The sequence below is a fragment of the Legionella stuttgartensis genome (assembly GCF_977063405.2).
In genome coordinates, this window is record NZ_CDRUHA020000056.1 from 29,858 (window position 1) to 55,306 (window position 25,449).

Below are 25,449 nucleotides of genomic sequence, written 5' to 3' on the forward strand. Positions count from 1 at the left end.
CGATTATCCAGTTTTTATTACTAAGAACAAGATATAAAGGCTTGATATTGTATTTTTCCTAAAATGAGGTTGCTAATTGAAAACTTTGTCTTGTTTAATTACAGATAATGTAAAGACACGTGCAGAGTTTTCAAGGGGATCCTGCCCATTTAGTATTTAATGATTTCTATTTTGATGGATGTTTGAGCTCGCTACGACTTTATTGCGCCCCATTTTTTTTGCCTGATAAAGTGCTTCATCTGCTTTTGATATTAAATCATCTACTCTTTTACCATCATAAGGATAAAAAGCAATACCAATCGAGATGGTTACTGAAATAGGCTCTTCCTGATTGATTTCAATTGAAAAATTTTCGATTGATTCGCGTAGGGTTTCCGCCTTTGATTTGGCATGCTCCAAATTATTACTTCGTAAATAAATCATAAACTCTTCCCCACCCCAACGAGATACTAAATCATCCTCCCGGAATATTTGCCGTATTTTTGCTGCAAACTCAAAAAGAACCTGGTCTCCAATCAGGTGACCATAGGTGTCATTTATTTTTTTAAAAAAGTCGATATCAATTAATAAAAGAGCAAAGGTAAATGGGTTATCTTTTGATTTTAAGATTTCTTTTTGCAGGTATTCTTCAAAATAACGTCGATTATAAACACCGGTTAAACTGTCTTGAGAAGATTGGGTTTTCAAGACATCACGAAGTTTAATATTATACAAACTCAATGCAGACTGTTCAGATATAATTTGCGCTAAGGCAATTAATCGTTGATTGTCAGCATTTACGCCAAACTCCACATAAAACAAACCTAACATTTCATTTTGGGCAAATAAAGGCAAGCAAGCATAGCTGTTTGGTTTTTTCTCAGCATTTTTAATGTGATTACACAATACTCCTTCGGTTATATCAGAAATATAATAAGATTGATGTCGTATTAAAGACAAACAATCTTTGGGCGTAAAAAGAAATAAATTAGAAATAGGCTCACCCCAGCTTAAAACTCGGCTAATCACGTTCAAATTATCAGAAGAAATAAGATAAACAATTCCAGAAGTGCCAGATAAGATGCGTTTACTGTAATTTTTTATTATTTCAATTGCATCATCCATGGAAAGGCTGGATTGCAATAAACTCATTAATTCTTTCAATAACTCCAGTTCCTTGTTTTGCATTTCAAGATTTTTAACAAGATTTTCAAGCTCTATTTTAGATTCTTCAAGTTTTCGTTCATTTTGAATACGCTGATGGACATTGATTGCAAAATGACTAACACCAATAAGATTACCCTCTGAATCATGAATTGGGTTGTAATGTATTTCAAAATCGAGTCCGTCATATCGTTTGTCTTTAAATGACTCAATCACTGTAAATGCAGTGCCTTTCATTGCTCTTTCCCAAAGCGACATTGATTTGGTTTGATTCTCAGCACTCATTTTCTGTGAAAGCACACTAAAATTCATGCCAATTTCCAAATCAACTTTGAAAATACGATAAACTTCACATTTATACATTGTATTAAAAGCAATAAAATTGTAGTTCAAATCAATTGCAGCAACTAAATCATTACTCCCTTCAATAATTCCTTGCAAACGTTCACGCGCATTTGCTAACGCTACTTGGGTTCTCTTTAACTTTTCAGAGCTCTCACTTATAAATTGGAGGGTATAAATCAAAAATCCAGAGAGCAGCGCCATAATTATTCCGATTATTAAGATCATCGCAGGGAAAAAAGAGGTAATTACTTGTTCGTGAAGTGTAACGGAAGGCCAAAGGACGATTTTCCAATTTTGACCGTAGGCCGGAAGAATAATATGGTGTTGCCAACTTTTATAAAACTTCTTATCACGATTATTAGTATATAAAAGTCCGGAAGAATCATAGATATTCAAATTATATCCTTGAATATCCATTTTTTTTAAAATATCCTCCAAAAATTTTTCTGTATCAAGAACTCCAACCATAAACCCTTGAAAAAGAGTTCCTTTATGCATAGGACTTAACAATAAAAGAACCTTACTTTGTTCTTCTAGTTCAAATTGAGCACTCATTTGCAGTTCATTTGTTGCCAAACCTCTTAATATCTCTTTACGTCGATCAGCATCATTGTAAAGATTATATTCCTTAAGCTGTTCGTTACCCTCCTCTGGTGCAATCCAACGCACGATATATTTATTGTCTACCCATTCAATTGCTCTGTAACCCGGTTGATCGTGAATATAATGCATTACGTCTGAACGCCATTCATTTTTGGAGATTGTTTGTTGATTTATCCAACGTTCGGCCATTCGCGAAAAAGAAGTAGCCAGCTCTTGTAAATGCGACTCAATGACATCTTCAACATTTTCAACCTTCAACTGCAGTAACATATTTAATGAATGTTCTTGGTTTTTCTTGGTAATCTGCCAGCCTACAATAGTGATATTTAAAATTACAAAAACCGTAATTAATGGAAGAGAAACCCGAGAATGTTTTACATTCTTTGAGTTAATGTAGAAGATGATTCCTAAACTTAAAAGGATTAAACCAATAGAAGTATAAATAGAAATTTTCATCCATCTTCCGGCACCAAAACGTGTTGTAAAATCGATAAAGTAATCAGTCCCGGCAATAAATCCAAAACTTAAAATAAAAAATACACCGAATAAACTCAGCCAAAGCCAATTAGTAGAAAAATCGAATGAAATGATTAAAAAACAAAGAGAAACAATTATAAAACTTAAAGCAACACTAGGAGCCATAGGCCCTGGATATTGATTGAAGTCTAATGCAAGAGTTTTAGTAAAAAAAGTATCAATACCTAGATTAACATTCAAGATATGTTCATACAAAACCAATCCGGAAAATAATAAAAGGATAGAACTAAGAATTCGACTTGTTTGTATTGCTTTTCTATTCAAACACATTAAAGTCAAACCCGAAAAAAGGAAGCCCACCGCAGTGGTCGGCCTCATAAAAAGATATTCGGGAAGTTCAACTGATGAATGAGGGCTAAAATACCAAGCACATAGATCAAAAAAACCTGATAGGAAACAAATTCCCCCAATAAGATGCGTAAAAGTCCTATAGTATATCTTTTCGTCCATTTTCTTTTTCCTTGACTATAAAAATAGTATAAGTCAAAGAAAAACTTATAGATACAATTGAAGGCATGCTCACGCTTCAGAAATATGTATTAAAACGAGTGCTTCATTAATATTTAAAGAGAAGGACTTCCTTCTAAACTATATTCATCTAATGCTAACAAGATTTTTTCCTCAAGAGACTTCGCTTTTTCTATGGGTTTATTAACTCCATTAATAATAATAGAAAAAATAAATGTTTTTTGGTGTGGGTTAACAAGAAAGCCTGATAACGAAGATATATCATGCATTGACCCCGTTTTTGCATAGACATTTTTTTCGAGCATAGTCTTCTTCATTCTATCCTTTAATGTTCCTGAAACACCCGCTTGGGGTAGTGCCTTGAAAAAAATAGATTTCATAGCCTGATCATGATAAAGATCGTTCAGTAAAACAACCATTTGTTCTGGGGTCACCAAATTATAGCGAGTTCCCTCACCATCAATAATATCCATCTGTGACATATCAAGATGGGTATGTTCAGATAATATTTTTTTAATTGCGAAAGCGCCTTCTTTATGTGTTCCTTTTCCTGCTAGAGAATAGCCTAATTTTTTTGTTAGGCTGTTTGCATAGAGATTATCTGATTGTTGTAACATATGGGTAATTAGCTTACTTAATGTTTTTGATTGAAAACTCGCAACAAAAGCAGCATCCGCAGGAGAGGTACCGTTAATAATTTTTCCTTTTAAGCCAATACTGTTTTTATCTAAAGCTTTTTGGATTACTTGTTTTGCTAACAATATAGGGTCTGGGATAGCAAGCTCTATTACTTTTGGATTTTTCTCCTGAATCATACACCCATATAAGCGAATGTTATTATTGGGGTTAATTTCAAGATTCAAACTGCAGTGGTCCTTACCCTCTTCTTTACTCACTGTTACGACCTCATTAACAACAGTCAGTGCTTTAAGTTGTGTTTTCGGTTTTATATCGGCGGGTTTACCTAGTTCCTTCGCACTAATAAGTTCATAAGCGACTTTATTTTCATTTAATATTGCAGCTGAATCTGGAGCAGCATAATACCACCCTAAATCGTCATAAGAAGTTCCACTTGGATAGTTAGGTTTTTGATATTGCGAAGTGTCAATTATTATATTTCCATTAATGGAGTTTATATTATTTTTTTTCAAGTTCAACATTAATGAAGTTAAATTATCAGCAGTAAATGATGGTGACCCTGTAAATTGAACATAGTAATCTTGTTCTTTTCGAGAAAGTGTTGTTATAAATCGATAATCTGGTTTTAATTGATAGAGCGCTGCTGCTGCGGTAAGCAACTTCATCCCACTAGCTGGGGAAAGCAACTTATCTGCGTTTCTGCTGTAAACCACCTGGCCAGTTTCCGCTTCTTTAATGAGGATACCGACGGTTGAGTGTGGCAATTTTTGTGCAATAATCTCATCTATTTTCTCTGAAAGCGTTTGAGAATTCCCTATTTGATTAAAGAAAAAAGCAGCGAAGAAACATAAATAATTAGAATAGCGCACGACATTTACCCTAATAAGATACATGAAGTATAGCTTTACCGATTCAGAGCCGAAGTGCAACCCCTATTCAAAGTATTTTGGTCACAAATAAATCTAGCTTGATATGTAAATATAAGGACGCTGCGTTTTATCCAGCCAATGAAGTAATTTTGATAAATGAGGTTCATCCATAGCAATACATCCATAGGTTCCTACATGAATCGATCGCCATAAATGAATAAAAATAGCACTTCCATCTCCTGGGATAACTGGATTCATATTGTAATTAACTACAGCTCCCATTTTATACACATCAATTAACATCGATTCATAGCTTTTAGCATCTGTCTTTCCTCTGACCCAGGTGTTATAGCCACTATGAGATGCATCATCAATAAATTTATCATCAGAAGTAATGTATTTAAAATCCATTTTAAGTCCTAAAGGCTCTGTGCCAAAAGCATCCCCAAGGGGATATAAACCTGCAGGAGTTTTCCTGTCCCCTTCCTTCTTTTTCCCAACAGGAGCTACACCTTCCTGGCCTACAACTGCAGGAAAAGAATTTAATGCAAGTTTCCATGACTGCCTTTGCCTTTTACACGCAGTTACTTTAGCTTCGAAGCCTTTTACAAGATTTACCACAATCACCTGGGATGTGTCGTCAGGAACATCTTGTAAATGTGCTAAAACACAAGGATCAGTAGAATATTTCTTTATAGATATAAAAAAGTAAACTAAAAAGAAAAAAAATAATAACGAAATAGATACTAATTTAAATTTTGCCATTTTATAAGTTCAAATTAGGACGATTCGGTTTTGTAAAGCTTCGTGAAAATACTTCCGGTGTAAGACTCTTTGTACTCAACTCATCAAGTTGAATCATCTTAAAATATGATTTATTAGCCAGCGAACTTATATCTGGATTTTCCGGATAATACTTAAGTAAAGGAAAAAATAATGCTTGTCCGATGATATATCTTTTGTCCCTGCTTTCAGGAGAAAGTCCCCAAAGGTTCTGATAGGTCATCGCAGCGACTTCATGATTGCTTATAGATATATTGCCTAAATAAAGCATCACATGACCGCCAATATAAATAAGGGTCATGAGTGGATGTCCTTTTGTTTTCAAAGTACTAATTCGCTCATCAACCGTACTTTTGGTTAAATCGATGCCTGAACTTATTTTTGCCTGTTGTGACGAGTTACGTGGCAACCAAATACCAAATGGAGTAAATATGCTTTTTAGCTCTTGGGAGCAATCATTAAAAAAGAAAGCGCCTCCCCAACCATAAGGACGATTTTGCAGTTGTTTTAAGATATTAGCCATATTTTTTTTTGTAGCCTCAAGAGGCATGAGACTAGCGGATTGTGATCGCACAAACCCAGTCTGCATCACTGCTTGATGATACTCATTTTTTATAGGAATTAAGATAGAAATAGAGTTTTGGGTGCGACTTTGTAGTGGGAATACTGCACCTATATAGCCTGCAAATTGAAAGTGACCATGTTGATTCAGGACGCTGGCTTCAGTTTCAGTAATAGCAACTAAGCCCTTTTTAGCTGCATGTTTCCATTGTTCAATAAATCCGTTTGAAGCATAAGCGATATCCGAATTTTTTACCCAGGCAAAATAAGCATCAGGTGTTAATACTAATGACCAGGCTCTATCCTGAGAAACAGTAAAAACATAAAGTGGAGTTCCCGCCCAAATCACTGATTCTTGTAAATTATCAAATGGAAAACCTTGGCCAGGTATAGTGAAATGGAAAAAATCTGGGGCACCATCTGGTAGCGCACGAGCAAATGTATTATTTACAGCAATGGCCCTATTCTTTTCATTAAATGCTGATACTTCAATAGCAGGGAAATCCATATTGTTTTTGATTCGATTTAACCATCGTTCATCATGCTCTTTGAAGTTTTCGGCATAATGTCGCTCTTCATCAGGCTTATTTTGATTATCAAATTCCGTTAATAATTCCAGCTCAATTTTTTTAACCATTGGAAGAACAGAGCTGACCATCTTCTCACTCCAAGGGGAGAGACCTTCCGAACTATCTGAATAATAGTGATTATAAAATTGCTGCAATTGGGTTTCTTGATATTCAGGTTTTAATAATGGAGCATCGTTGTCTTCACTGTTCGAAGGGAAATAATCTTGGATATCTTGGGAATAGGATTTTAGCGGAAAATCATAAATAGGTACCTCAGTAGCAAAAGAAACGGATAGAAAAAAAATACCTAAAAGTGCGAAAACTCGTTTACTTAAGCGACCGACCCCAAAATGAACAAAAAGCATCAAAAAAACCCATTAAAATTAAATAGAGGGCGATTATATCATTAAAAATTCATTATGTAAGAAGTTCGTCCTCTACAACAGCAGTTGACTCCTCTACTATAGAAATAACATGCTCATGGCGTGTTGGACTCAACAATCTTTGGGAGGAGTACAAAATAAAAATACTTAAAGGTAAGAGACTGAAGAGATCAAAAGGAAACTTTAGAATTCCTATGCCACCAAAAGTGCCTAAATAAGAAACAACAAGTATGGTCACCATATAAAATAAAAACCAGTATAAAAGTGAACTATTATCCCAGGAGTTTCTACGATGATACACATAGTAAATTAGAATACCAACGAGTAAAGCAATATCCAACTTCCATATGATTGAAAACCCGCACCAATAAAGCATTAAATTACAAAAATAAAATGCAATATGCGAACAAACAAGTGCCCCTGAAAGTCTAAAAGGTCTTGGTGTTGATGGCTGTAATTTACGCATTGCTAAAAGACATATAGGTCCAATACTGTATGAAAGAATACTTGCAGAAGACAGAAATGCCACTAACTTCTGCCATCCTGGAAATGGGAGAAATGAAAACATTCCAACTAATAAATTTGCATAAAGAGTCACATAAGGAATCTTATGACGATTTACCTTTAAAAAGATTTTGGGCAAATGATCATTTAATGCCATTCCATATAAAATTCGCGAAGTAGCAGCTGTATAAACTAAGGTTGTTCCAAATGGGGAAAACGCCGCGTCGATCATAAGCAAAGTGGCTACAAGCCCTAAGCCTAAAAGCAAAGTTAAGCCTACTAAAGGTCCGCTATCTCCTGGATAACTCAGGGCTTGCCAACCATGTGTTAAATATTTCTGAGGTACTGCAGCGATAAAACTTAATTGCAACATGAAATATAAGACAAATCCAATCAGTACCGCACCTAATATAGCTATGGGAATATTTCGTTGTGGATTTTTTACCTCTCCTGCCAATACCAAACCATTCTGAAATCCAGTAAAAGCAAAAGCAATGCCTCCAGCAGAAAGTGCAGTAAAAATATTTACCCAACTTTCTTTATCAGACAAATTAATTTTGACGTTATCGAACGTTGGAGCAATATGAAGCAAGGAAACAATTGCGATACTTGGTAATATAAATTTAATAATACTTGCATATTTATTACATTCAACAAGCAATTTAATTCCGTAGGAGTTCAATACTACGACAAAAAGCATGATCCCCATAGCTGCAACATAACCATAGCCGGAGAGCGTAAATGTTGTTGAGTCTTTAACAATTAATATTGGAAAAAAATGACTTGAGTACTGTAAAATAGCCTGGATTTCTATAGGAGTCATCACCACATAAGACAACCATGAGGTCCATGCAAATAAAAATCCTACCTCCTTCCCATGAGTAAAAGTAGGATAATTAGACATCCCTCCGGATATTGGAAACATAGTACCAAGCTCACAAAGAGGTAGCGCAATAAAGATCATAAAAATCGTAGCAATAATCCATGAAATTAATGAGTTGCTACCTGCCATTTGGGCACTAATAAATGGGCTAAATAACCACCCTGATCCAATCATTCCGCCAGCAGAGGCAATAAGAATATTAGTTGTTGAAATATCCCGTTTTAACATAAAAAACCTATGAGGAATTTGATACTCCAATTTAGCCAGAAAGTGATTCATTATACAAGTTTTAATAGGTTCATTTAGTGCGAATATTTGCTAAAACTCTTTTATTATCACTCAATTGCGCTTTCACGTCTTGTAAGAATAAGTTATGAATAATAATTTTTAAAAAATAAACTAATAATGTTTTCTTTCGATGGATTCTATTTCCTTAATGATCCCTTCCCCTTCTTCATCAGATTTAGTATTAAACCAAGACTCTAAGATTTCTTTTGCTAAATCCTGAGTTACAAGTCTATTAGATAACGCTAAAACATTTGCTCGGTTCCATATTCTTGCACCTTTTGCAGTTTGGGCATCTGTGCACAACGCCGCTCTTATCCCAGGAATTTTATTCGCCACAATAGAAATGCCCGTACCTGTCCAACAAAAGAAAATACCCTCATCACATTCACCATGATGAATCGCTTCAGCAGCAATTTGAGCAGTATGAATCCACGATTCATTTTGGCGTGATTTGATTGCACCAAATGGAATAACTTGATGTCCTAAACGCTCAAGTTCCTGCACAACAAACTCATTAACAGGATAGAGTTCATCACTGCACACTGCTATTTTCATCGACTCGCTACTCCTTACTAAAGGACTCTTGAATAAACTCAGAAAATCCATTCTATATAACATAGGGCAAGAATGCATCTCAAAAACAGTTTAATGAATCCCAAACCAACCGCCAGTATCGCCACCTGCCCAACATATATTATTTTTACATGCATTAAATTTTTCAGAGCAGAGAAATTTAAATTTGCTTACCTGACTGATGTCCATTCCCTTATATCCGTGGGGCTGACAAATTCCTGCTACATACTCACCCCAAATACGAATTTGTCCCATGACGTAAATATCTGCTGCAACAGGATAAACACCCGGCTTATGTGAATAACAGGCAATATAACAACCTGGGGTCATCGTGTAACTATTATCCGTAGGTAATAAAGCACGCTCAGCACCAGGGTAAGGCTGATTGACAACTCCATTATTTCCCAAAATATAAACAGGATAAGGTGATGGTAATAAGGATTTATTTGCATCTGAGCCCATCATAGGCATGTCGAGACCAAGGGCTTGTGTGGCAAATAAAAGTCCAATACTACTCAATAGTATCTCTTTCATTTTCTGATTCCTTCACGGTTGGCTACTTAAAGTATAGGCAAATAAAAAAGACTCAGTGCATCTCACAGTTTTTCTGTGGGATGCAGTTGTAGATGAGATTAAAAGTATGCTGAGCAGCCTTAGCTAAACACGGACTCTGCTTAAAAAATTGGAGATGAAAAATTTATTTGGGCAAATTTTTAATTCCGTTGAAATCAATATCGTATGTAGACGCAGGATAAAATCCCTTCTTCGTTCTGATTACTCTACAAAGTACATTTAGCATCATCAGCGTACTCTTCAGTTTTAACCATGGATAAGCTTTATGTTTTAATATGTCATGTGCTCTTTGATAATCTTTAATGAATTGGCGTGGATTTCTCAATAGATATTTCAAACAGTGAAGCGTCATTCCTTGGCCAAGCATTAAGGGCTGCATATGTTGCATATTGGGTACATCATACTGCCGTTGTCCACTTAAAATAGTGTGCCAGTCAATTTTATCAGTAAGAAGATGAAACCCACTGGTTACCCTTGGATTACACTCTAAAACATATGCTTTATCATTCATCAAAATAAAATCAAAAGCTATTTGGCCACTGAATTGAAACCGTTTGCAAAATATCTTAATAAACTCAGTTATTGGTTTAATTTCTACAGGTTCAAAGTATATTCCTGTGGATCGACCGGCTTGGTATTTAGAGTAATAGCACGATTGAATTAATACCTCTCCCTTATGCGCAATAGCATAACTACTGTATTCTTTTCCTTGAATAAAGTGTTGAGCAATATGAGATTCATTAATTGCTAGATTTGCAATGATTTTTTGTGACGGTTTGATAAGCGTACGCGATCCAAAACGAGAAAAAACAGGTTTTAAAACCAAAGCTACATCCTTTGGAAGAACCTCTTTGTCTTTATCTGTATTAAGTAACCAGCTTTGTGGAGCAGATAAACCATATTCACTAACAAGCTGGTTAAAAGCATACTTACTATGTAATTGATTCAGGCGTTCAAAGGGCTCACAGAATACTTGGGTATGCTTTGATAATTCTTCATAGCCTTGGCTTATATGAAAAATTTCTTCACATGTAGGAATTAGTAAATCAATTTTATGTTGAATTACTATTTCTTTAATTGCCTTTAAAAATGCAGCTAAATCTTGATTGGGCTTAGGAATAACAAAATGTTTTTTGACTCCCTTAACAAATCGCGCCAGTGGATAAAGCATGCTTTCGGCACCATAAACCTCATATCCCTGACTAATGAGGCTACGCATAATATCCATAGTAGCAGGCGCCCTACCCCCAGTAACTAAAATCTTCATCTACATCATTTCCTTAAAACCCAATTATCTACTTTTCAAAATACAGCATCCAATAAAAGATAAACTTATTTTGCTTTTCTGCTCCTTAGCCTAATCTTATTATTTCAAATAATTTTTGACAGATGTGTATAAAAATTATATGGCGTTGCACAAATTAATAACCGTTCTAGTTCATAGGCAAATACCGCATGATGCTGCGGAGAAATCATTTTTGTAATCATTTCATTAATCATATAAGCCATTTGCATGGAGTCTCCTCCTAGGTTGGCAAAAGTAACATGATTATCAATAACTTCAAGGGGTAAAGATAATACGTTTGCAAATAATTGACGAATTTTGGTTAATAAATCATCATACTCGTCTATCTTGTTAAAAATGAAGTCAGAAGCGGGTGCGGGTAGTTTTTTGTAATCAATTTTCCCATTAACAGTTAAAGGCAGTTCAGGCAAAAAAATAACGTATTTTGGTATCATATAAGAAGGAAGAATTGCAGATAACTCACCATGTACATTAATTTCCTTCTTTTTTGAGTCTGATACGAGGTATGCAGCTAACTCATTATGTCCTTCAACGACAAAATGATCCTGTTTTATGAGTGTTACCACGGCCTGAGAGATCCCCTCAATTGCTAATAAAACATGTTCAATTTCTGCTAATTCAATGCGATGACCACGTATTTTTGTTTGTTGATCTTTTCTTCCTAAATAAACAAGCAAACCATCCTCTCGATGTTTGGCGAAATCCCCACTTCGATACATACGCTCCCCTGGGAAAAAAGGATCATCTATAAAATTTTTATCAGTAGACGTAGGTTTGTTTAAATAACCCACCCCAACATTTCTTCCTGCTATATAAATTTCTCCTTCCTCTTCAAGTCTGACTGGTTTAAGTTTGGTATCTAAACAATAAATTCGGGTATTAGCTATGGGAATACCAATAGGGACACTTCCTTGAAGATCATTTGTCACATCAAATCGATGAACCATACATCCAACGGTAGTTTCAGTCGGACCATATTCATTAAATATTTGTACCGCAGACAATTTTTTAATAGTGATTTGAGCCAATGTACAAGGCAAGTCTTCGCCACCAACGACCAAAGTTAATTGGTGCGCTGATTTCATAGGCAAACTGCCTATCATTCTCAAATGTGACGGTGTCAGCTTTAAAAAGTTGATTGTTGGGTTGGTAAGAATATCTTTTAGTGTTAGCGAGTTAATCGACTCCGGGACTAAAATCATGCTCCCACCCGTAAGTAAAGGTAAATAAAGTGAAGTCACTGTTAAGTCAAAAGCAATGCTTGTAAATAGCGCTGTATGATAAGGTTGATTATTAGCTCCATAAGCTCCAACAGCCCAAGACAAATAATTCAGTAATTGTCCATGACTAATCATGACTCCTTTAGGCGTCCCCGTGGAACCCGAGGTATAAATAATGTAAGCCAATTGCGTAAGTGGGTTTTCGTTCTTCTTTGGTGCATTGGAACTAATAATTTGAAATGGAATGTGTGTCATTGATCCAGAATAGTGTTGCTTCAATACAGAAAACTCTTCATGAACCACTAAAGCTGGTTGCACATCCTTTAATAAAGCTAAAACCCAAGCAATGGGTGATTTTATATCAATAGGAATATAAGCAGCACCTAAATACCAGCAAGCAAGCATAGAACAAATCATATCCTCATTTCTTGGTAAATAAATAGCAATCTTATCCCCACCCCGTATACCCAAATCGGAAAAATAACTGGCGATTTCCAAAACACGGTGAGTCAATTGTTTATAAGTTACAGTTTGAGTGTTTAAAAATAAAGCAGGCAAATGGGAATGCTTTAGCGCACACTCCCATATTTTTGTAAAAATTGATTTCTCTTGGGGATAATCAGCCTGGGTATTGTTATATACAGGCCATAATGTATTGCAATAAGGTAGCCTGCTCTGCAGAACGAACTCAGGCGCATCAATCAATCCTTGGAATTGGTTAGCTAAATGAGTACATGTTTCAAGTGTGGCATGGGCGTTTGAAACAGAGAAGCAAATGGTTGTTGCATTGTTATGCTCTGTTGCAATAAGAACAATGGGGGCAATAGGAACATTGATTGGCAAAAAATAAGCATCGAGTGCTTTACAGCTTTCTGAATTGAGATCTGATAAATTAATCGATAGCTTTGATACAATTCCTGACATCATATACTGATTTTTTTTGTTCTGATAATAAATTAATGCCTTAAGTAAAACTTTTAACAAGGGCAAAGGAAATTTGCACAAATAAGCATCATATGTTCCGACGTGTAGTTCATTCTGACAACTAAGTTGCCTCACGATATCACAATAAATAGCCGCCCAGTTTGCTCCTTTTTTTGCCTCAATAAAAATAGGATTTGCAAAATTAGTTGTGGTGTTGGCTTCAACATGATGACGTAAATCTACTGGAATCATAAAACGAGCCTTTTCAGCACCAAAATGGGTACTGTGCTCTAATAGAATGTGACAAATCTTCGCAGTTACCGCATTAATTGTTCCAGGAAGCGTTACTTTATGCCATAAGTAATTAGTATGAGTAGAGCCAGTATTGCCTGTTGGTGCAATGCAATCCAATGGAAAATTAGGTCGATACTCAATTGTTCTTTTTTGCGTGAGGAATTCATAATCCGTCATTGTACAGCCTGTACCAACTAAAGGTTGTTTTCTCCACGAACGAAAAATCTCGGTCACCCAATGATATAAACCCATGCCATCCATTAACCCATGAAATGCACGGAATACTAAAAAATGCCGTTTCCCCTTGATGTAGATAATTTGCGTCGCTGGATTTTGTGGTTCAAACTTATGTCCATGGAATAATGATACCCCTTGAATATCGTGTCCATCCCATTCCATCTCTATAACTTGAATGGTGTCAGGATCTATAAATTCATCTGGGACCTTATACCAAATCGAATTGATGAGGCCTAATTTAGCTCGCAAATGAACATATGGATTAGCAGAACTCGCTTGAATAATTGCCTTATTGAGAGAAAATACATCCACGTCTGAATCCATTTCAAGCACCAGCTGCAGTGAAAAAGAGTGATTCATTGCATCACCAACAAGATACAGTTTTTCACTAGGCGTAATTGGACGTTGAACCTTTTTATTGTATTGATATGAGGGCATAAATCAACAAAATAGATGCGTGCTGTTTTTTGAATACAACCTAACCTTATAGGTTAATAATTTTACATTAAAAACCATATTAATACCAATAACAGTTTATTAAATTATGAACCGTTTTAATGTAAAGCCGCGATGCAAATGCCTAGGCATTGCTTTTTAGCTACCCAGGCGATAGATTTTATAGTTCAAATATTTATGATGATTTTCTTCGCTGCATAATTTGCGAAAAAAATTCAGGTTTGTTCAATCCCATAGATGCAAAAATTTGAGGGACTCTATCCCAGGAGCCTTCTTCCTCAATACTCGCAACAATTAACTCAAACCCCGTTTTTTTGTCGGCCTCTAATCCCCAACCATTAATAAAACTGAGTCCTCTTAAGCGTTTTGCAGCAACATGACCTAATGTTATTGCTACCGATAAATACGCATGAGCCTCTTCAAAAAGCTGATTGCATTTTTTCAAATTTGTTTCGCTTTTAAAAACCCCTTCTTTTTCCAAATTTTGTCTAAACTTGGCTTCTTCAAGAACCATTTGTCCTAATTGATAATTTGCTTCCGCATCATCAAGCGCTGAAGCTGCTCTATAACATTCCATATACATCAAATAGGCATAAGGAAATTTTTTATTTCCTTTTAATTTATTGTAAATAGCTGCCAATTCAAAATAATATGCAATTTCTTTTTTAAGCATTTCATCTCCGGGTTGATTATTTACCCGATTCGCTTGCATTGCTTTTATTTTCTTAGTAATTCTTTTAATCTTCCAACGATTTAAATAGGCCATAAACTCTCCTGCCATTTTCTATGCTGTTACGCCAATCAGATATTGTAATAAAAAAATCGCTGTTACAATCAAGATCATTAAACTAAGAATTTTTAGTCCAAAACCAGCAGATTCTTTTATTTCCTTCCCAATTTGTTTACTAGGAGGATTTTCTTGTTCTTCTTTGGTGTGCAGTTCTGACTTATAAAGATTATTATCAATATGATTCGATACAAAATAAGAAATCAGTCCGGTGATGAGGCTTGGTACAAAAAATATCAGCCAAACAATAACCTTACTTGCTCCAACAGTATAGTTATAATCATCTTGCAATGAACTCAATAGCGTCATAACAACCTCAGGAACATTATAGTTAAGTCCCCAAGCAAGATAGGGCAATATATATAAACTATAGAACAATAATCCCAAGCAAAGAACCAAACAAATCATGCCAAGAATATAGAGCTTGCTATTGTTTCCAAACCGATCTTGTTCCATATTACCTCTAAAATATCCTTTTCCTTAATTTAAGATAGCAGATGGATTTAAATAAGTACACTTACTGGTGCTATTAACCAATTCATTTTAAAATAGAATATAAATAATATTTTAATTATAAGGCTATACATGAAACGCTATGTTTTTATGATTTCCGATGGCACAGGAATTACTGCTGAAACTTTAGGCCATAGTTTGATTACCCAATTTGAAAATACAAAATTCGAACGACTCACTATTCCTTATGTTGATTCTTTAAAAAAAGCAGAACACGCTGTTGAACAGATCAATCAAGCCTTTGAGGAACAAGGAATCAAACCTCTTGTTTTTATGACCTTGATTGATGCTGAAATCAGAAATTATTTTAAAAAAGCTAATGCTCGCGTATTTGACTTATTTAATACTTTTATTGGCCCCATGGAAGAAGAGCTTAATGAAAAATCCTCATACACAGTCGGAAAAACTCATGGCGTGGTGAACAGTAAACTCTATCTGCATCGACTTGAAGCAATCGATTTTGCATTGTCGCATGACGATGGAGTTAAAACCCGAGGTTATGATAAGGCAGATATTATTCTTATTGGTGTTTCTCGTTGTGGAAAAACACCAAGTTGTTTATATATGGCACTTCAATATGGAATTCTCGCTGCTAATTACCCTTTTACTGAAGAAGATATTATTGGTTTTAAATTACCTGAGGTACTAAAGCCTTATAAAAATAAACTATTCGGATTGACCATTGATCCACAGCGTTTACAGCAAATTAGAGCAGAACGCAGGCCAAACAGTAAATACGCGTCTCCTGAACAATGTCGTCTGGAAGTAAAGGAAGTGGAAGCCATGTATCAAAAGGAAAAAATCGCTTATATTAATTCGACAAAATATTCTATTGAAGAAATTTCAACAAAAATACTGGCTGCATCAGGGTTACAACGTAAAATATAGGCGTTTTTTATCTCCTTCACACATATCATGGCTGTAATGCTGCAACCCCTTGAGTGATAACACCATATGAGAAACTATTTGGACGCACTAGGGAAATCTGCATTACAATCATATCGACTATCATTAGCTAAAAAGGTCTTACAACTTTGATTAATAGTATATTTTACAGTTGTAGCATCTGGTACAGTTGTATTTTTCTTGGAATACATTTGCCAGATGATAACCCCACCACTGTCCTTCTGTTGACTCAGAATTTTATCGACTAATTGATTAGTGAGTTGCAATTGCCCACTGATATTTCTAGGATAAGCAGGTTGATTTACTTCAAACCCAAATTGTATTTTTGCATTGATATGATATTTGGCTGGTAAAAACGTTACTTTTCCAATGCTATCAATTGTTAAACTCGGTTTACTAGGATGCTCTGCTTTCAGCCAATTGGTATAATCATGTATGTACGCATTGACCTGCCCGGGTAAATCTAAAGGCCCATTAGCATAGGGGGCGCATACAACTGGATTGTCTCCACACAGATCATAGGTCATTAATCCCATGCTATCAAAGCGAGCAACTATTGCTTCATCCTTATTCGCAAGGTGGTACCACAATCCTTTTAAGTTTCCCTTCCACCAAAGTCCTCCTTTTGTGTCTATGTCTGGATATTTGTCTCCAAATACAAAACCCGTAATTGGACGCGCTCCAATGGGTGGCGAGGCTGTAGTAAACTTAAGGTATTTTGCACCGGGATTATCCATTATGGCATGTAAAATTGCATCGACTTTATCAATTGTTTTGGGCATCACATAAGATGCTCCAGAATTTATTCCATACTTCATGAGATTTTTATAAGTTGGACCTCCCGCTTTAAGGATGCTTTGGGCAATATCGGTTGACCATTCACCGCTCGTACTTGGTCCCCAAGCAACTGCATATTGATCCGCATGCCAAAATTCCTCATAGTCAAAATCAATGCCATTCACACCTAAGTCATTCGCTAATTTAACTAAATTTTCATAGGAAGTCTTTGCTTTTGCAGCCTGATCTGGATCCGTTGGATCTGGAAACCAATCATAGAGCACTTGACTCGTAGTTGAGGACGAACTCCCACAACTCTCCTGTGCTACACTGAAGTTACAACTGTAATTCCAACCTCCTACGGCTAGAAATGTTTGAATCTTTTTTTCTGCAGATAATTTGATTGCTGATTTTAGTGCATTAAAAGCTTGAGCACCTTTACCATCATGATCTGTATAGTAGCCTAATATACCTGTCGTTGCTAAATTACCCGCCTGGTAATCGATCAAAGTTGGCCTAACAAATGAAAAGATAACCCGGTTAAAATTAGGTTTTTTTAATTTAACTAAATCATTAACGTAGCGTTGAAGTTGTTCAGGAGTATCAATAAGCAAATAAACAGAAACGATTTTTTCATTAGGATCAACACTAGCCTGTACAACAGAAGCGGAACATCCAAGCATCAACATAGTATATAACAAAGAGAGACCGGTCCGTTTTAATTTCATTGCTTCTCCCAAGCTACTTATTAGATGCTGTTTAAATTATATACATTTAATGGGGATAAGCAAATGGATACATCTTTCTAAATTAAGACAAACTAGGATTAACGTGATGGAACTACAGATATATGAATATCTAATGTTCCATACGTTAAATTCAGGCTACTAAAAAGAATTACGCTACAACCCATAATTGCATAAAATCATCAACTTTCATTGCTGCAAGCGTATTTGTATCACTCATTGCTTGCATAATTCGTTCAACACGATCCGCAGTATATTGGGTGCTTAAGTTCTTTTTGAATTTTGATAATAGAACTGGAATACCTTCCTCGCGTCTACGTTTATGACCAATTGGATATTCCACAGTAACTAAATCACTTTCGGTACCATCTTTAAAAGTTATTTTAATACTGTTAGCTATAGAGCGTTTTTCAGGATCGTGGTAGTCACGAGAAAAACGTTCATTTTCAGTAACATGCATTTTTTCACGTAATGAATCTATTCTGGGATCTGCGGCAATATCATTTTCATAATGTTCTGCTTTTAAATCACCGAATAATAAACCTATTGCCACCATATATTGCAAACAATGATCCCTATCGGCAGGATTATGCAGTGCACCTTGTTTACTGATAATTCGAATTGCTGATTCATGAGTTACTAGATCAATTCGAGCAATTTCATCAAATCGATCTTTCACAATTGGATGCAGCATTACGGCACATTCCACAGCAGTCTGGGCATGAAATTCAGCGGGATAAGATAATTTAAATAAAACATTTTCCATGACATAACTGTCATAAGGACGTTGAAATTTAAATATTTTTTTGTCAAAAAGCACATCATAGAATCCCCAGATTGGGACACTTAACGCACTTGGATAACCCATTTCTCCTGCTTTAGCAATTAATGCTAACCGAACTGCTCTTGATGTAGCATCACCTGCCGCCCATGATTTTCTTGAACCCGCATTAGGCGCATGTCTATAAGTTCTAAGGCTTTGACCATCTACAAAAACTTGAGACAAAGTTCTTAGCATCATGTCTCTGTCTGCGCCAAAAAGCTGAGCTGCAACAGCAGCACTAGCAATTTTAACTAAAAAGACATGATCGAGTCCGACTCGGTTGAAACTGTTTTCTAAAGCGAAACAACCTTGAATTTCATGCGCTTTAATCATAGCAGTAAGCACATCTTGCATTAAAATTGGTGCATTCCCCTTTGTACAGTTTTGTCGACACATATAATCTGCAACTGCAAGAATGGCACCTAAGTTATCAGAAGGATGCCCCCACTCTGCAGCAAGCCATGTGTCATTAAAATCAAGCCAGCGTATCATTGCTCCAATATTGAAGGCAGCCTGTACTGGGTCTAGCTCGTATGATGTACCAGGAACACGTGCGCCACCTGCAAGACTTGCTCCAGGAACAACAGGGCCCAAAAGTTTGGTACATTCAGCAAAATTTAACGCTAAAATACCACATCCCAAGGTATCCATGAGACATAAACGTGCTGTCTCATAAGCCAAAGCGCTGTCAATTTTTTTGTTTAACACATAATCCGCAATATCAATCATAACCTGATCATAATCAGGCTTTATGTTGTCTTCTACATAACTGTGCATAATAAACCTCTTGTATCATCTAATAATGTTCTCATTAGAAAGTAGCCCGGGTTCTTTTGTTTCACTCCAAGCTACATATTCCACTCATGCTTCATGTATGGATTAACTACCCTCTCGTTTCAATAGCGGGAAATTTCTGGGGTTCAGGTCCAGTATATTCTGAAGTGGGTCTTATCAATTTGTTATTCGATCTTTGTTCAAATACATGTGCTGCCCATCCTGTAATTCGCGACATAACGAAAATAGGTGTGAACAAGAACGTAGGTATACCGCAATAGTGGTATGCCGAAGCGCTATAAAAATCTAAATTAGGGAACAATTTCTTTTCATTCCACATAACTTCTTCAATACGTTCTGAAATGTGATATAAAAGAAGATCCCCTTTCTCTTCACCTAAGCGGAATGACCATTTTTTGATGATATCAGAACGTGGATCACTGGTCGTATACACTCGATGCCCAAATCCCATAATAAGCGCTTTATTAAGAAGCATTTTTTTCAGTTCAGTTTCAGCTTGATCCGGGCTATTAAAACGTCCTATAAGCTCCATTGCGGCTTCATTAGCACCTCCATGTAAAGGACCACGTAATGTACCAATCGCGCTTGTAATTGCGGAGTAAAAATCAGCCAGTGTTGCAGCAGTAACACGGGCGGCAAAGGTAGAAGCATTAAATTCATGCTCAGCATATAAAATCAAAGATACATTCATCATCTGAGCTTCTTTTTTACTTGGCTTACGTCCATGTAATAAAGCAAGAAAATGCGCTCCCGTTGTTTGCTCATCACTTAAGCCAGTAATTTCCTTGTTATGAAAATGCCATGCATACCAATAGCACATTATCCCCGGAAATAAAGCCAGTAATCGATCTGCAATATGATATTGTTCCGAAAAATTATGTTCCGGCTCAATCGTCCCCAAAAATGAACAAGCAGTTCTTAAAACATCCATGGGATGCGTATTTTTAGGAGTTAATTTAAGTACCGTTTTTAAAGTATCTGGTAATGTTCTAAGACTAACCAATTTTTTAGTATATTCATCCAGTTCTTTTTGAGTAGGAAGTTTTCCATAAAGCAATAAATAGGCTACCTCTTCAAACGTAGCATACTCTGCCAAATCATCAATTGAGTAGCCTCTATAATTCAAACCTTTCCCTGCTAGCCCAACTGTACAAATTGCTGATTGACCAGCAACAACCCCGGCTAAACCGCCGCTTTTAACACTCATTGTCTTCCTCCATCAATTGGTCTAGTTTTTGTTCGTATTGATAATAACCAAGTACTTCGTATAATTCCTCGCGTGTTTGCATTTTATCGATCATAGACTTTTGCGTACCATCCTGAAGAATGGCACTATAGGTATTTAGCGCTGCTTGAGACATAGCTCTGAATGCACTTAAGGGATATAAAATTAAGGATACACCTACCTGCTTAAGTTCTTCTCGATTAAATAAAGGAGTTTTACCAAACTCAGTAATGTTTGCTAGAACAGGGACGGGAACCGCTTGAGTAAAGGTTTGATATTCTTCTAGACGTGTCATTGCTTCAGGAAATATCATATCAGCCCCTAGCTCCACACAAAGCAATGCTCGTTCAATAGCAGCATTCATCCCTTCGACAGCATAGGCATCAGTTCGTGCCATGATAACAAAATCAGGATCTTGGCGCGCATCAACTGCTGATTTAATCCGATCCCCCATTTCTTTCAAAGATACAATAGCTTTATTGGGTCTGTGCCCACATCGTTTCGCTAACACCTGATCTTCAATGTGAATGGCAGCGACTCCTGTTTTTTCCATTAGTTTTATCGTTCTAGCAATGTTAAACGCATGCCCCCATCCAGTATCCACATCAACCAGCAGTGGTAAAGAGCACGCTTCAGTAATTCTGCGCGCATCTTCAAGAACTTGAGATAAATTAGTCATACCAAGGTCAGGTATCCCGTATGATGCATTTGCAACACCAGCTCCTGAAAGATATATTGCCTTAGCACCAGCAGATTGTGCGAGCATAGCAGAGTAAGCATTTATAGTACCCAATACAGGTAAAGGTTTATTTTCTTTGACAGTCTGTTTGAAGGCTTTGCCCATGGAACTTGCCATTAGCGGTCACTCCTTGATCTTAATGTGAACTCATCACGCTGGAAAATCATAAGGAACTCGAAATCTTTAGTCGAGAACCCGAAAATTTAGCTTCATCCCAGCTACGGGATTAATATTATGCTCTAATGAGAATTCCATCTCAATCGATTTTAATCTCACCTCTAATTATATTTTTACGTAAGAAACGAGCAGGCGATAAAGCATATTGCAAATTCCTGGGTAGACAACCAATTTCTTTATTGATTACAGAAGCAAGCCATTCCGCACATAAAGGAATGGTTGTCAGGCCTCGAGAACCAAATCCGGCACAAGCATAAAGTCCCGGATAATAAGAACCAGCTTGGGCTATCCAGCGTTTTGCATTAGTTTCCAACTGAGCAAATTGTTGTAGAAAGTGCTTGGCTTTAGCAATTTGCCCCACTAAAGGAAGATAATCGGGAGTTGATGCTCTAACACCTGCCCAATGATTACTTACTGTTTCAGCCCACAAAACTTCAGGCGCTAATTGTTTAAGCTTAGCCAAATTACTTTGATCATCCTGAGGTTTTATTTGAGAATCTGCCGATTTTAACTCATAGGTAGCACCTAACTGATGGATACCTTTTATTGCAGGAAGCACATGACCATCTCCGCAAACAGGCAATTTTAAACCAGCGCTTTGTACCGTTGATGAAATCCCCGTCATCTGCCCCCTTATCGGTTTAACAGGCAAATACTCGGTTTCATGGAAAGAGTTAATTTTATGACCATTCGCTAAAATGAGCACTTCCGTCTCCAAATCATTCACGATCCATCTTTTATCGAAATACAATTGACTGACTGTGGTATCAGTTACTAATGAAATACCTTCTGCATTTACTAAATACTGACATAATTCTGGAGAATTAATCCATCCTGATAAAGGAATATGCAATCCGGGTTTGTCTAAAGAAAATCCTGCTAATTCTGATGCATGCTGAGCATCCACGAGAGATCCCAACTCTGGATAATGAGCAAGCCAAGAGTGTAAGCTGGATTGTGCTGCCTTTTCTTTGTCAGAGTATGAAAGTAACAATGAACCATTCAACTCTCCAATTTTTGTTTGATTTAAAATAGATTGATACGTTCGTGCAGCATATAAAAACGCGGTTAACATGAATTGTGTTAATGGAGATCTGTAAGCAGATAGTTTTGGAAATAAAACCGCTTGCTGATTTGCCGATCCTCCACTGCCAACCTGTCCCAATTCATCAATAATTGTTACCTTCCAACCTCTCTTATTCAAAGCATGGGCTGTAAAACAGCCCGCTAAACCAGCCCCTACAATAATCGCTGATTTATTGAAATATTTTTCAGGTTTTCCCACGTGCCAAGGTGTATGTCGTTTCGCAGTTTTTTGTGTCGGTAGCTTCGTGAAACGTGCACAAATCATATGCCGTTTTGGTCCAAAACCTTTCCTTTTTTCCACAACAAATCCATACTTGCTTAAACCTGATTTAACCGAGCCAGCAGCAGTATAGGTTGCTAAAGAGGTATTTTCTTTAGATAACATTGCAATTACGTTCATCAACGCCTCAGACCACATACTTTCATTTTTAGCAGGGGCAAAGCCATCTAGGAACCATGCATCAATAAAAGCCGTTCTAAGCTCCTTCTCAAGGAAAGATTCGCCACAAATTAATAGTTGTTCATAGCATTCAAGAGCATCACCTAGCATTAATGTTAATGTTACTCTACCATTACAAAATGACAAATGATGGTAGCCAGGAGTCAAGACGGGATAACTTGCGATAAGCTGCTGGGCATGCTTTTCTAATTGTGGCGAGGAAGCAAGACTTTTTGCTAAATCAGCAAGAGATAAAGGATGTTTTTCACACGAAATAAAATGCAACTTGCTGGACTTGGGTGCATATTGCTCCCATAAACTCCAACTTACTAGAAAATTTAAACCAATTCCAAAGCCCATTTCTGCAATCGTAAATCTTTGAGGTTCATCATCAGAAAATGATTGCCAACGGTTGATTAAATCATTTCCATCAACAAACACATGAAGTGCTTGATTTATTGCACCTTCAGAAGAATGGTAAATGTCATCATATTGTGTCGAAAAAGGCAGAGTGTTATGCCAACTCAACTCTGCCTTATTAATAGGTACAAAAAAATTACTCACATACAACTACCCGATTCGTAGCCATCCCTTTGGCTTCTTGTAATTCAGTTGGCTTTTTTTCCTGAATTAACTCCTTTAACTTAGGCACTAGGATAAAAAGTACAATTGAAGAACCAATTGCAAATAAACCTAACATCAAAAATACATGGCTGTAACCGCTATTAGTTACTAAAGGTGAAACACTATCTTGCCCATCAATCATTAAATTTGAACTATAGCTGGATAAAGTTGCACCAACTCCTGAGTTAAGCATCCACATTCCCATCATCACGCCCTGCAATGAGGTAGGAGCCAAATATCCTATCATAGCATAACCAATTGGAGATATTAAAAGCTCGCCAATACTCTGCAAAATATAACTCAAGATAATCCAGCTGGGATTCACTAACCCCTCATAGTTGGCATAAGCAATACCAATAGGCAATATTGCAAAAGCAATTCCAATAAACAACAATGCTAATGCAAACTGGGTTGGAATATTAATTTGCACCCCATTTTTGCGCATTTTATGCAGGAATACCCCTAATAAGGGACCACCAATAACAATAGCGACTGTATTAATATTTTGGAACCATTGTGGTGGAATAACCCCGCTTGCATATTCTCGCTGAACATTATGATCAATGAACACTGTAAGACCCATGGGAGCTATTTGATATAGCATCCAAAAAACAGTTCCCACAATCATAAAGACTGCAAATGCTACTAATTTATCTTTGGCTTCTTTAGTTGATTGCTCCTTTGCCAGATACAAAATCACCCCAAGCATTACTACACCGGTTACCAATACTAATTTTTTAGCCCAGTCCGCATATTGGAGCATTTGTCCCAAAATGAAAGGAAGCACTATAATTAGAATGCTACCTATCAGCACAGCTCTTTTTTGTGAATGTTTGTCTTTTTTAGAGAAAATTGTTTCTTTATCTGATAATTGCTGCCAACAATATAAACAAATAAGTAAGGCAATCAAATTTCCCAAACTACTAAGTAAAAAAAGTCGCTCATAATTCTGGGTCAACTGAAATAGACCGCTCAAACTAAAACCCACAAAAAAACCGACATTCATACCCGCATAATTCATGAGAAATGCTGTTTCGCGTCGCGTATCTTTTGGAGAGAAACATTGTGTTAACATGCAGTTTACGCATGTTACGTTTAATCCCGATCCGGTTAAAAATGCTGCCAAACCATAATATAGAAAAGAAACATCACCGAATGACAATAAGACGCAACCTATAATTTGCGCCACCATCCCAGCACAAAACAAGGCACGATTAGAGAGCAGACGACCTCCCCAAAAACCACCAAGCAAATGCAAGCCATAATTAAATGCAATAAAAACACCCATAATACTATTGGCAGTACTAATTTGGAGTCCTAACTTACCCTTCATATACAACACAAGTGTTGAGTACAACACACTAAAACTTAAAGTAGAAACAATCTGAATAAAAAAAAGAGGAACAATTCCTTGGGGCATTGACTTTATAAATTCCTTTTTATTTGTCATTATCGACATATGACCTTCCTTGTTAATAAGATCGTATTTGAATATGACATGAGGAAAAAACACTGTCTAGCCATTTCAAAAATATATTTTAAATTTATTATTTTTCAATATGTTATAATGATGCAGCGCAATAAAATCGGTTTTTTTAGACCTACATAAACTTCTTAAAAAACTGGGTTCCGCTTGTGCTTCCCCCAGTCAAAA

18 protein-coding genes are annotated in these 25,449 nt (G+C 36.4%); 1 reads left to right on the forward strand and 17 read right to left on the reverse strand.

Going from position 1 to position 25,449, the window contains the following annotated elements; translation table 11 throughout:
* Positions 1–156: 156 nt before the first annotated feature.
* The 11 genes from ACWTEW_RS14445 to ACWTEW_RS14495 all read right to left on the reverse strand — a co-directional run bounded on the left by ACWTEW_RS14445 (position 157) and on the right by ACWTEW_RS14495 (position 15,401).
* Entirely contained in the window at positions 157–3,078 is a 2,922-nt protein-coding gene (locus tag ACWTEW_RS14445) for a sensor domain-containing diguanylate cyclase (RefSeq protein WP_454782353.1), read from the reverse strand.
* Between the two features lie 113 nt (positions 3,079–3,191).
* On the reverse strand, positions 3,192–4,604 hold the full coding sequence (dacB, locus tag ACWTEW_RS14450; RefSeq protein WP_454782354.1) for a D-alanyl-D-alanine carboxypeptidase/D-alanyl-D-alanine endopeptidase: 1,413 nt from the start codon (positions 4,602–4,604) through the stop codon (positions 3,192–3,194).
* A gap of 93 nt (positions 4,605–4,697) precedes the next feature.
* Positions 4,698–5,369: a L,D-transpeptidase family protein gene (locus ACWTEW_RS14455; protein ID WP_454782355.1), complete on the reverse strand. Its 672-nt coding sequence runs from the start codon at positions 5,367–5,369 to the stop codon at positions 4,698–4,700.
* A 1-nt stretch (position 5,370) separates the two neighbouring features.
* Positions 5,371–6,882 (reverse strand): SH3 domain-containing protein, encoded by a 1,512-nt coding sequence (locus ACWTEW_RS14460; RefSeq protein ID WP_454782356.1) that lies wholly within the window; start codon positions 6,880–6,882, stop codon positions 5,371–5,373.
* 52 nt (positions 6,883–6,934) lie between these two features.
* The gene (locus ACWTEW_RS14465; protein ID WP_454782357.1) at positions 6,935–8,515 is read right to left on the reverse strand and encodes an APC family permease; all 1,581 of its coding nucleotides are present in this window, start codon (positions 8,513–8,515) and stop codon (positions 6,935–6,937) included.
* A gap of 171 nt (positions 8,516–8,686) precedes the next feature.
* On the reverse strand, positions 8,687–9,130 hold the full coding sequence (locus tag ACWTEW_RS14470) for an RpiB/LacA/LacB family sugar-phosphate isomerase (protein WP_454782358.1): 444 nt from the start codon (positions 9,128–9,130) through the stop codon (positions 8,687–8,689).
* Between the two features lie 90 nt (positions 9,131–9,220).
* Positions 9,221–9,682 (reverse strand): hypothetical protein, encoded by a 462-nt coding sequence (locus ACWTEW_RS14475; protein ID WP_454782359.1) that lies wholly within the window; start codon positions 9,680–9,682, stop codon positions 9,221–9,223.
* A gap of 163 nt (positions 9,683–9,845) precedes the next feature.
* Positions 9,846–10,988 carry an ATP-grasp domain-containing protein gene (locus tag ACWTEW_RS14480; protein ID WP_454782360.1) on the reverse strand — a complete coding sequence of 381 codons (1,143 nt, stop codon included), beginning with the start codon at positions 10,986–10,988 and terminating at the stop codon, positions 9,846–9,848.
* A gap of 104 nt (positions 10,989–11,092) precedes the next feature.
* On the reverse strand, positions 11,093–14,140 hold the full coding sequence (locus ACWTEW_RS14485; protein ID WP_454782361.1) for a non-ribosomal peptide synthetase: 3,048 nt from the start codon (positions 14,138–14,140) through the stop codon (positions 11,093–11,095).
* Between the two features lie 193 nt (positions 14,141–14,333).
* A complete protein-coding gene (locus ACWTEW_RS14490; protein WP_454782362.1) occupies positions 14,334–14,924 on the reverse strand; it encodes an SEL1-like repeat protein in 591 nt (196 codons plus the stop codon).
* 18 nt (positions 14,925–14,942) lie between these two features.
* Complete coding sequence (locus ACWTEW_RS14495; RefSeq protein ID WP_454782363.1) at positions 14,943–15,401, reverse strand: hypothetical protein; 459 nt, start codon at positions 15,399–15,401, stop codon at positions 14,943–14,945.
* Positions 15,402–15,530: 129 nt separating this feature from the next.
* Between ACWTEW_RS14495 and ppsR the strand changes: the two genes are divergently transcribed.
* On the forward strand, positions 15,531–16,346 hold the full coding sequence (gene ppsR, locus ACWTEW_RS14500; protein WP_454782364.1) for a posphoenolpyruvate synthetase regulatory kinase/phosphorylase PpsR: 816 nt from the start codon (positions 15,531–15,533) through the stop codon (positions 16,344–16,346).
* A 74-nt stretch (positions 16,347–16,420) separates the two neighbouring features.
* Here ppsR and ACWTEW_RS14505 read toward each other — a convergent pair whose 3' ends face one another.
* The 6 genes from ACWTEW_RS14505 to ACWTEW_RS14530 all read right to left on the reverse strand — a co-directional run bounded on the left by ACWTEW_RS14505 (position 16,421) and on the right by ACWTEW_RS14530 (position 25,254).
* The gene (locus ACWTEW_RS14505; protein ID WP_454782365.1) at positions 16,421–17,869 is read right to left on the reverse strand and encodes a glycoside hydrolase family 18 protein; all 1,449 of its coding nucleotides are present in this window, start codon (positions 17,867–17,869) and stop codon (positions 16,421–16,423) included.
* Positions 17,870–18,038: 169 nt separating this feature from the next.
* Positions 18,039–19,487: a bifunctional 2-methylcitrate dehydratase/aconitate hydratase gene (locus ACWTEW_RS14510; RefSeq protein WP_454782366.1), complete on the reverse strand. Its 1,449-nt coding sequence runs from the start codon at positions 19,485–19,487 to the stop codon at positions 18,039–18,041.
* A 106-nt stretch (positions 19,488–19,593) separates the two neighbouring features.
* On the reverse strand, positions 19,594–20,712 hold the full coding sequence (gene prpC, locus ACWTEW_RS14515; RefSeq protein WP_454782367.1) for a bifunctional 2-methylcitrate synthase/citrate synthase: 1,119 nt from the start codon (positions 20,710–20,712) through the stop codon (positions 19,594–19,596).
* Complete coding sequence (prpB, locus tag ACWTEW_RS14520; RefSeq protein ID WP_454782368.1) at positions 20,702–21,586, reverse strand: methylisocitrate lyase; 885 nt, start codon at positions 21,584–21,586, stop codon at positions 20,702–20,704. The genes prpC and prpB overlap by 11 nt, the downstream gene beginning before the upstream one ends.
* A gap of 139 nt (positions 21,587–21,725) precedes the next feature.
* Complete coding sequence (mnmC, locus tag ACWTEW_RS14525) at positions 21,726–23,735, reverse strand: bifunctional tRNA (5-methylaminomethyl-2-thiouridine)(34)-methyltransferase MnmC2/FAD-dependent 5-carboxymethylaminomethyl-2-thiouridine(34) oxidoreductase MnmC1 (protein ID WP_454782369.1); 2,010 nt, start codon at positions 23,733–23,735, stop codon at positions 21,726–21,728.
* A complete protein-coding gene (locus ACWTEW_RS14530; protein WP_454782370.1) occupies positions 23,728–25,254 on the reverse strand; it encodes a peptide MFS transporter in 1,527 nt (508 codons plus the stop codon). The genes mnmC and ACWTEW_RS14530 overlap by 8 nt, the downstream gene beginning before the upstream one ends.
* Positions 25,255–25,449 lie beyond the last annotated feature (195 nt).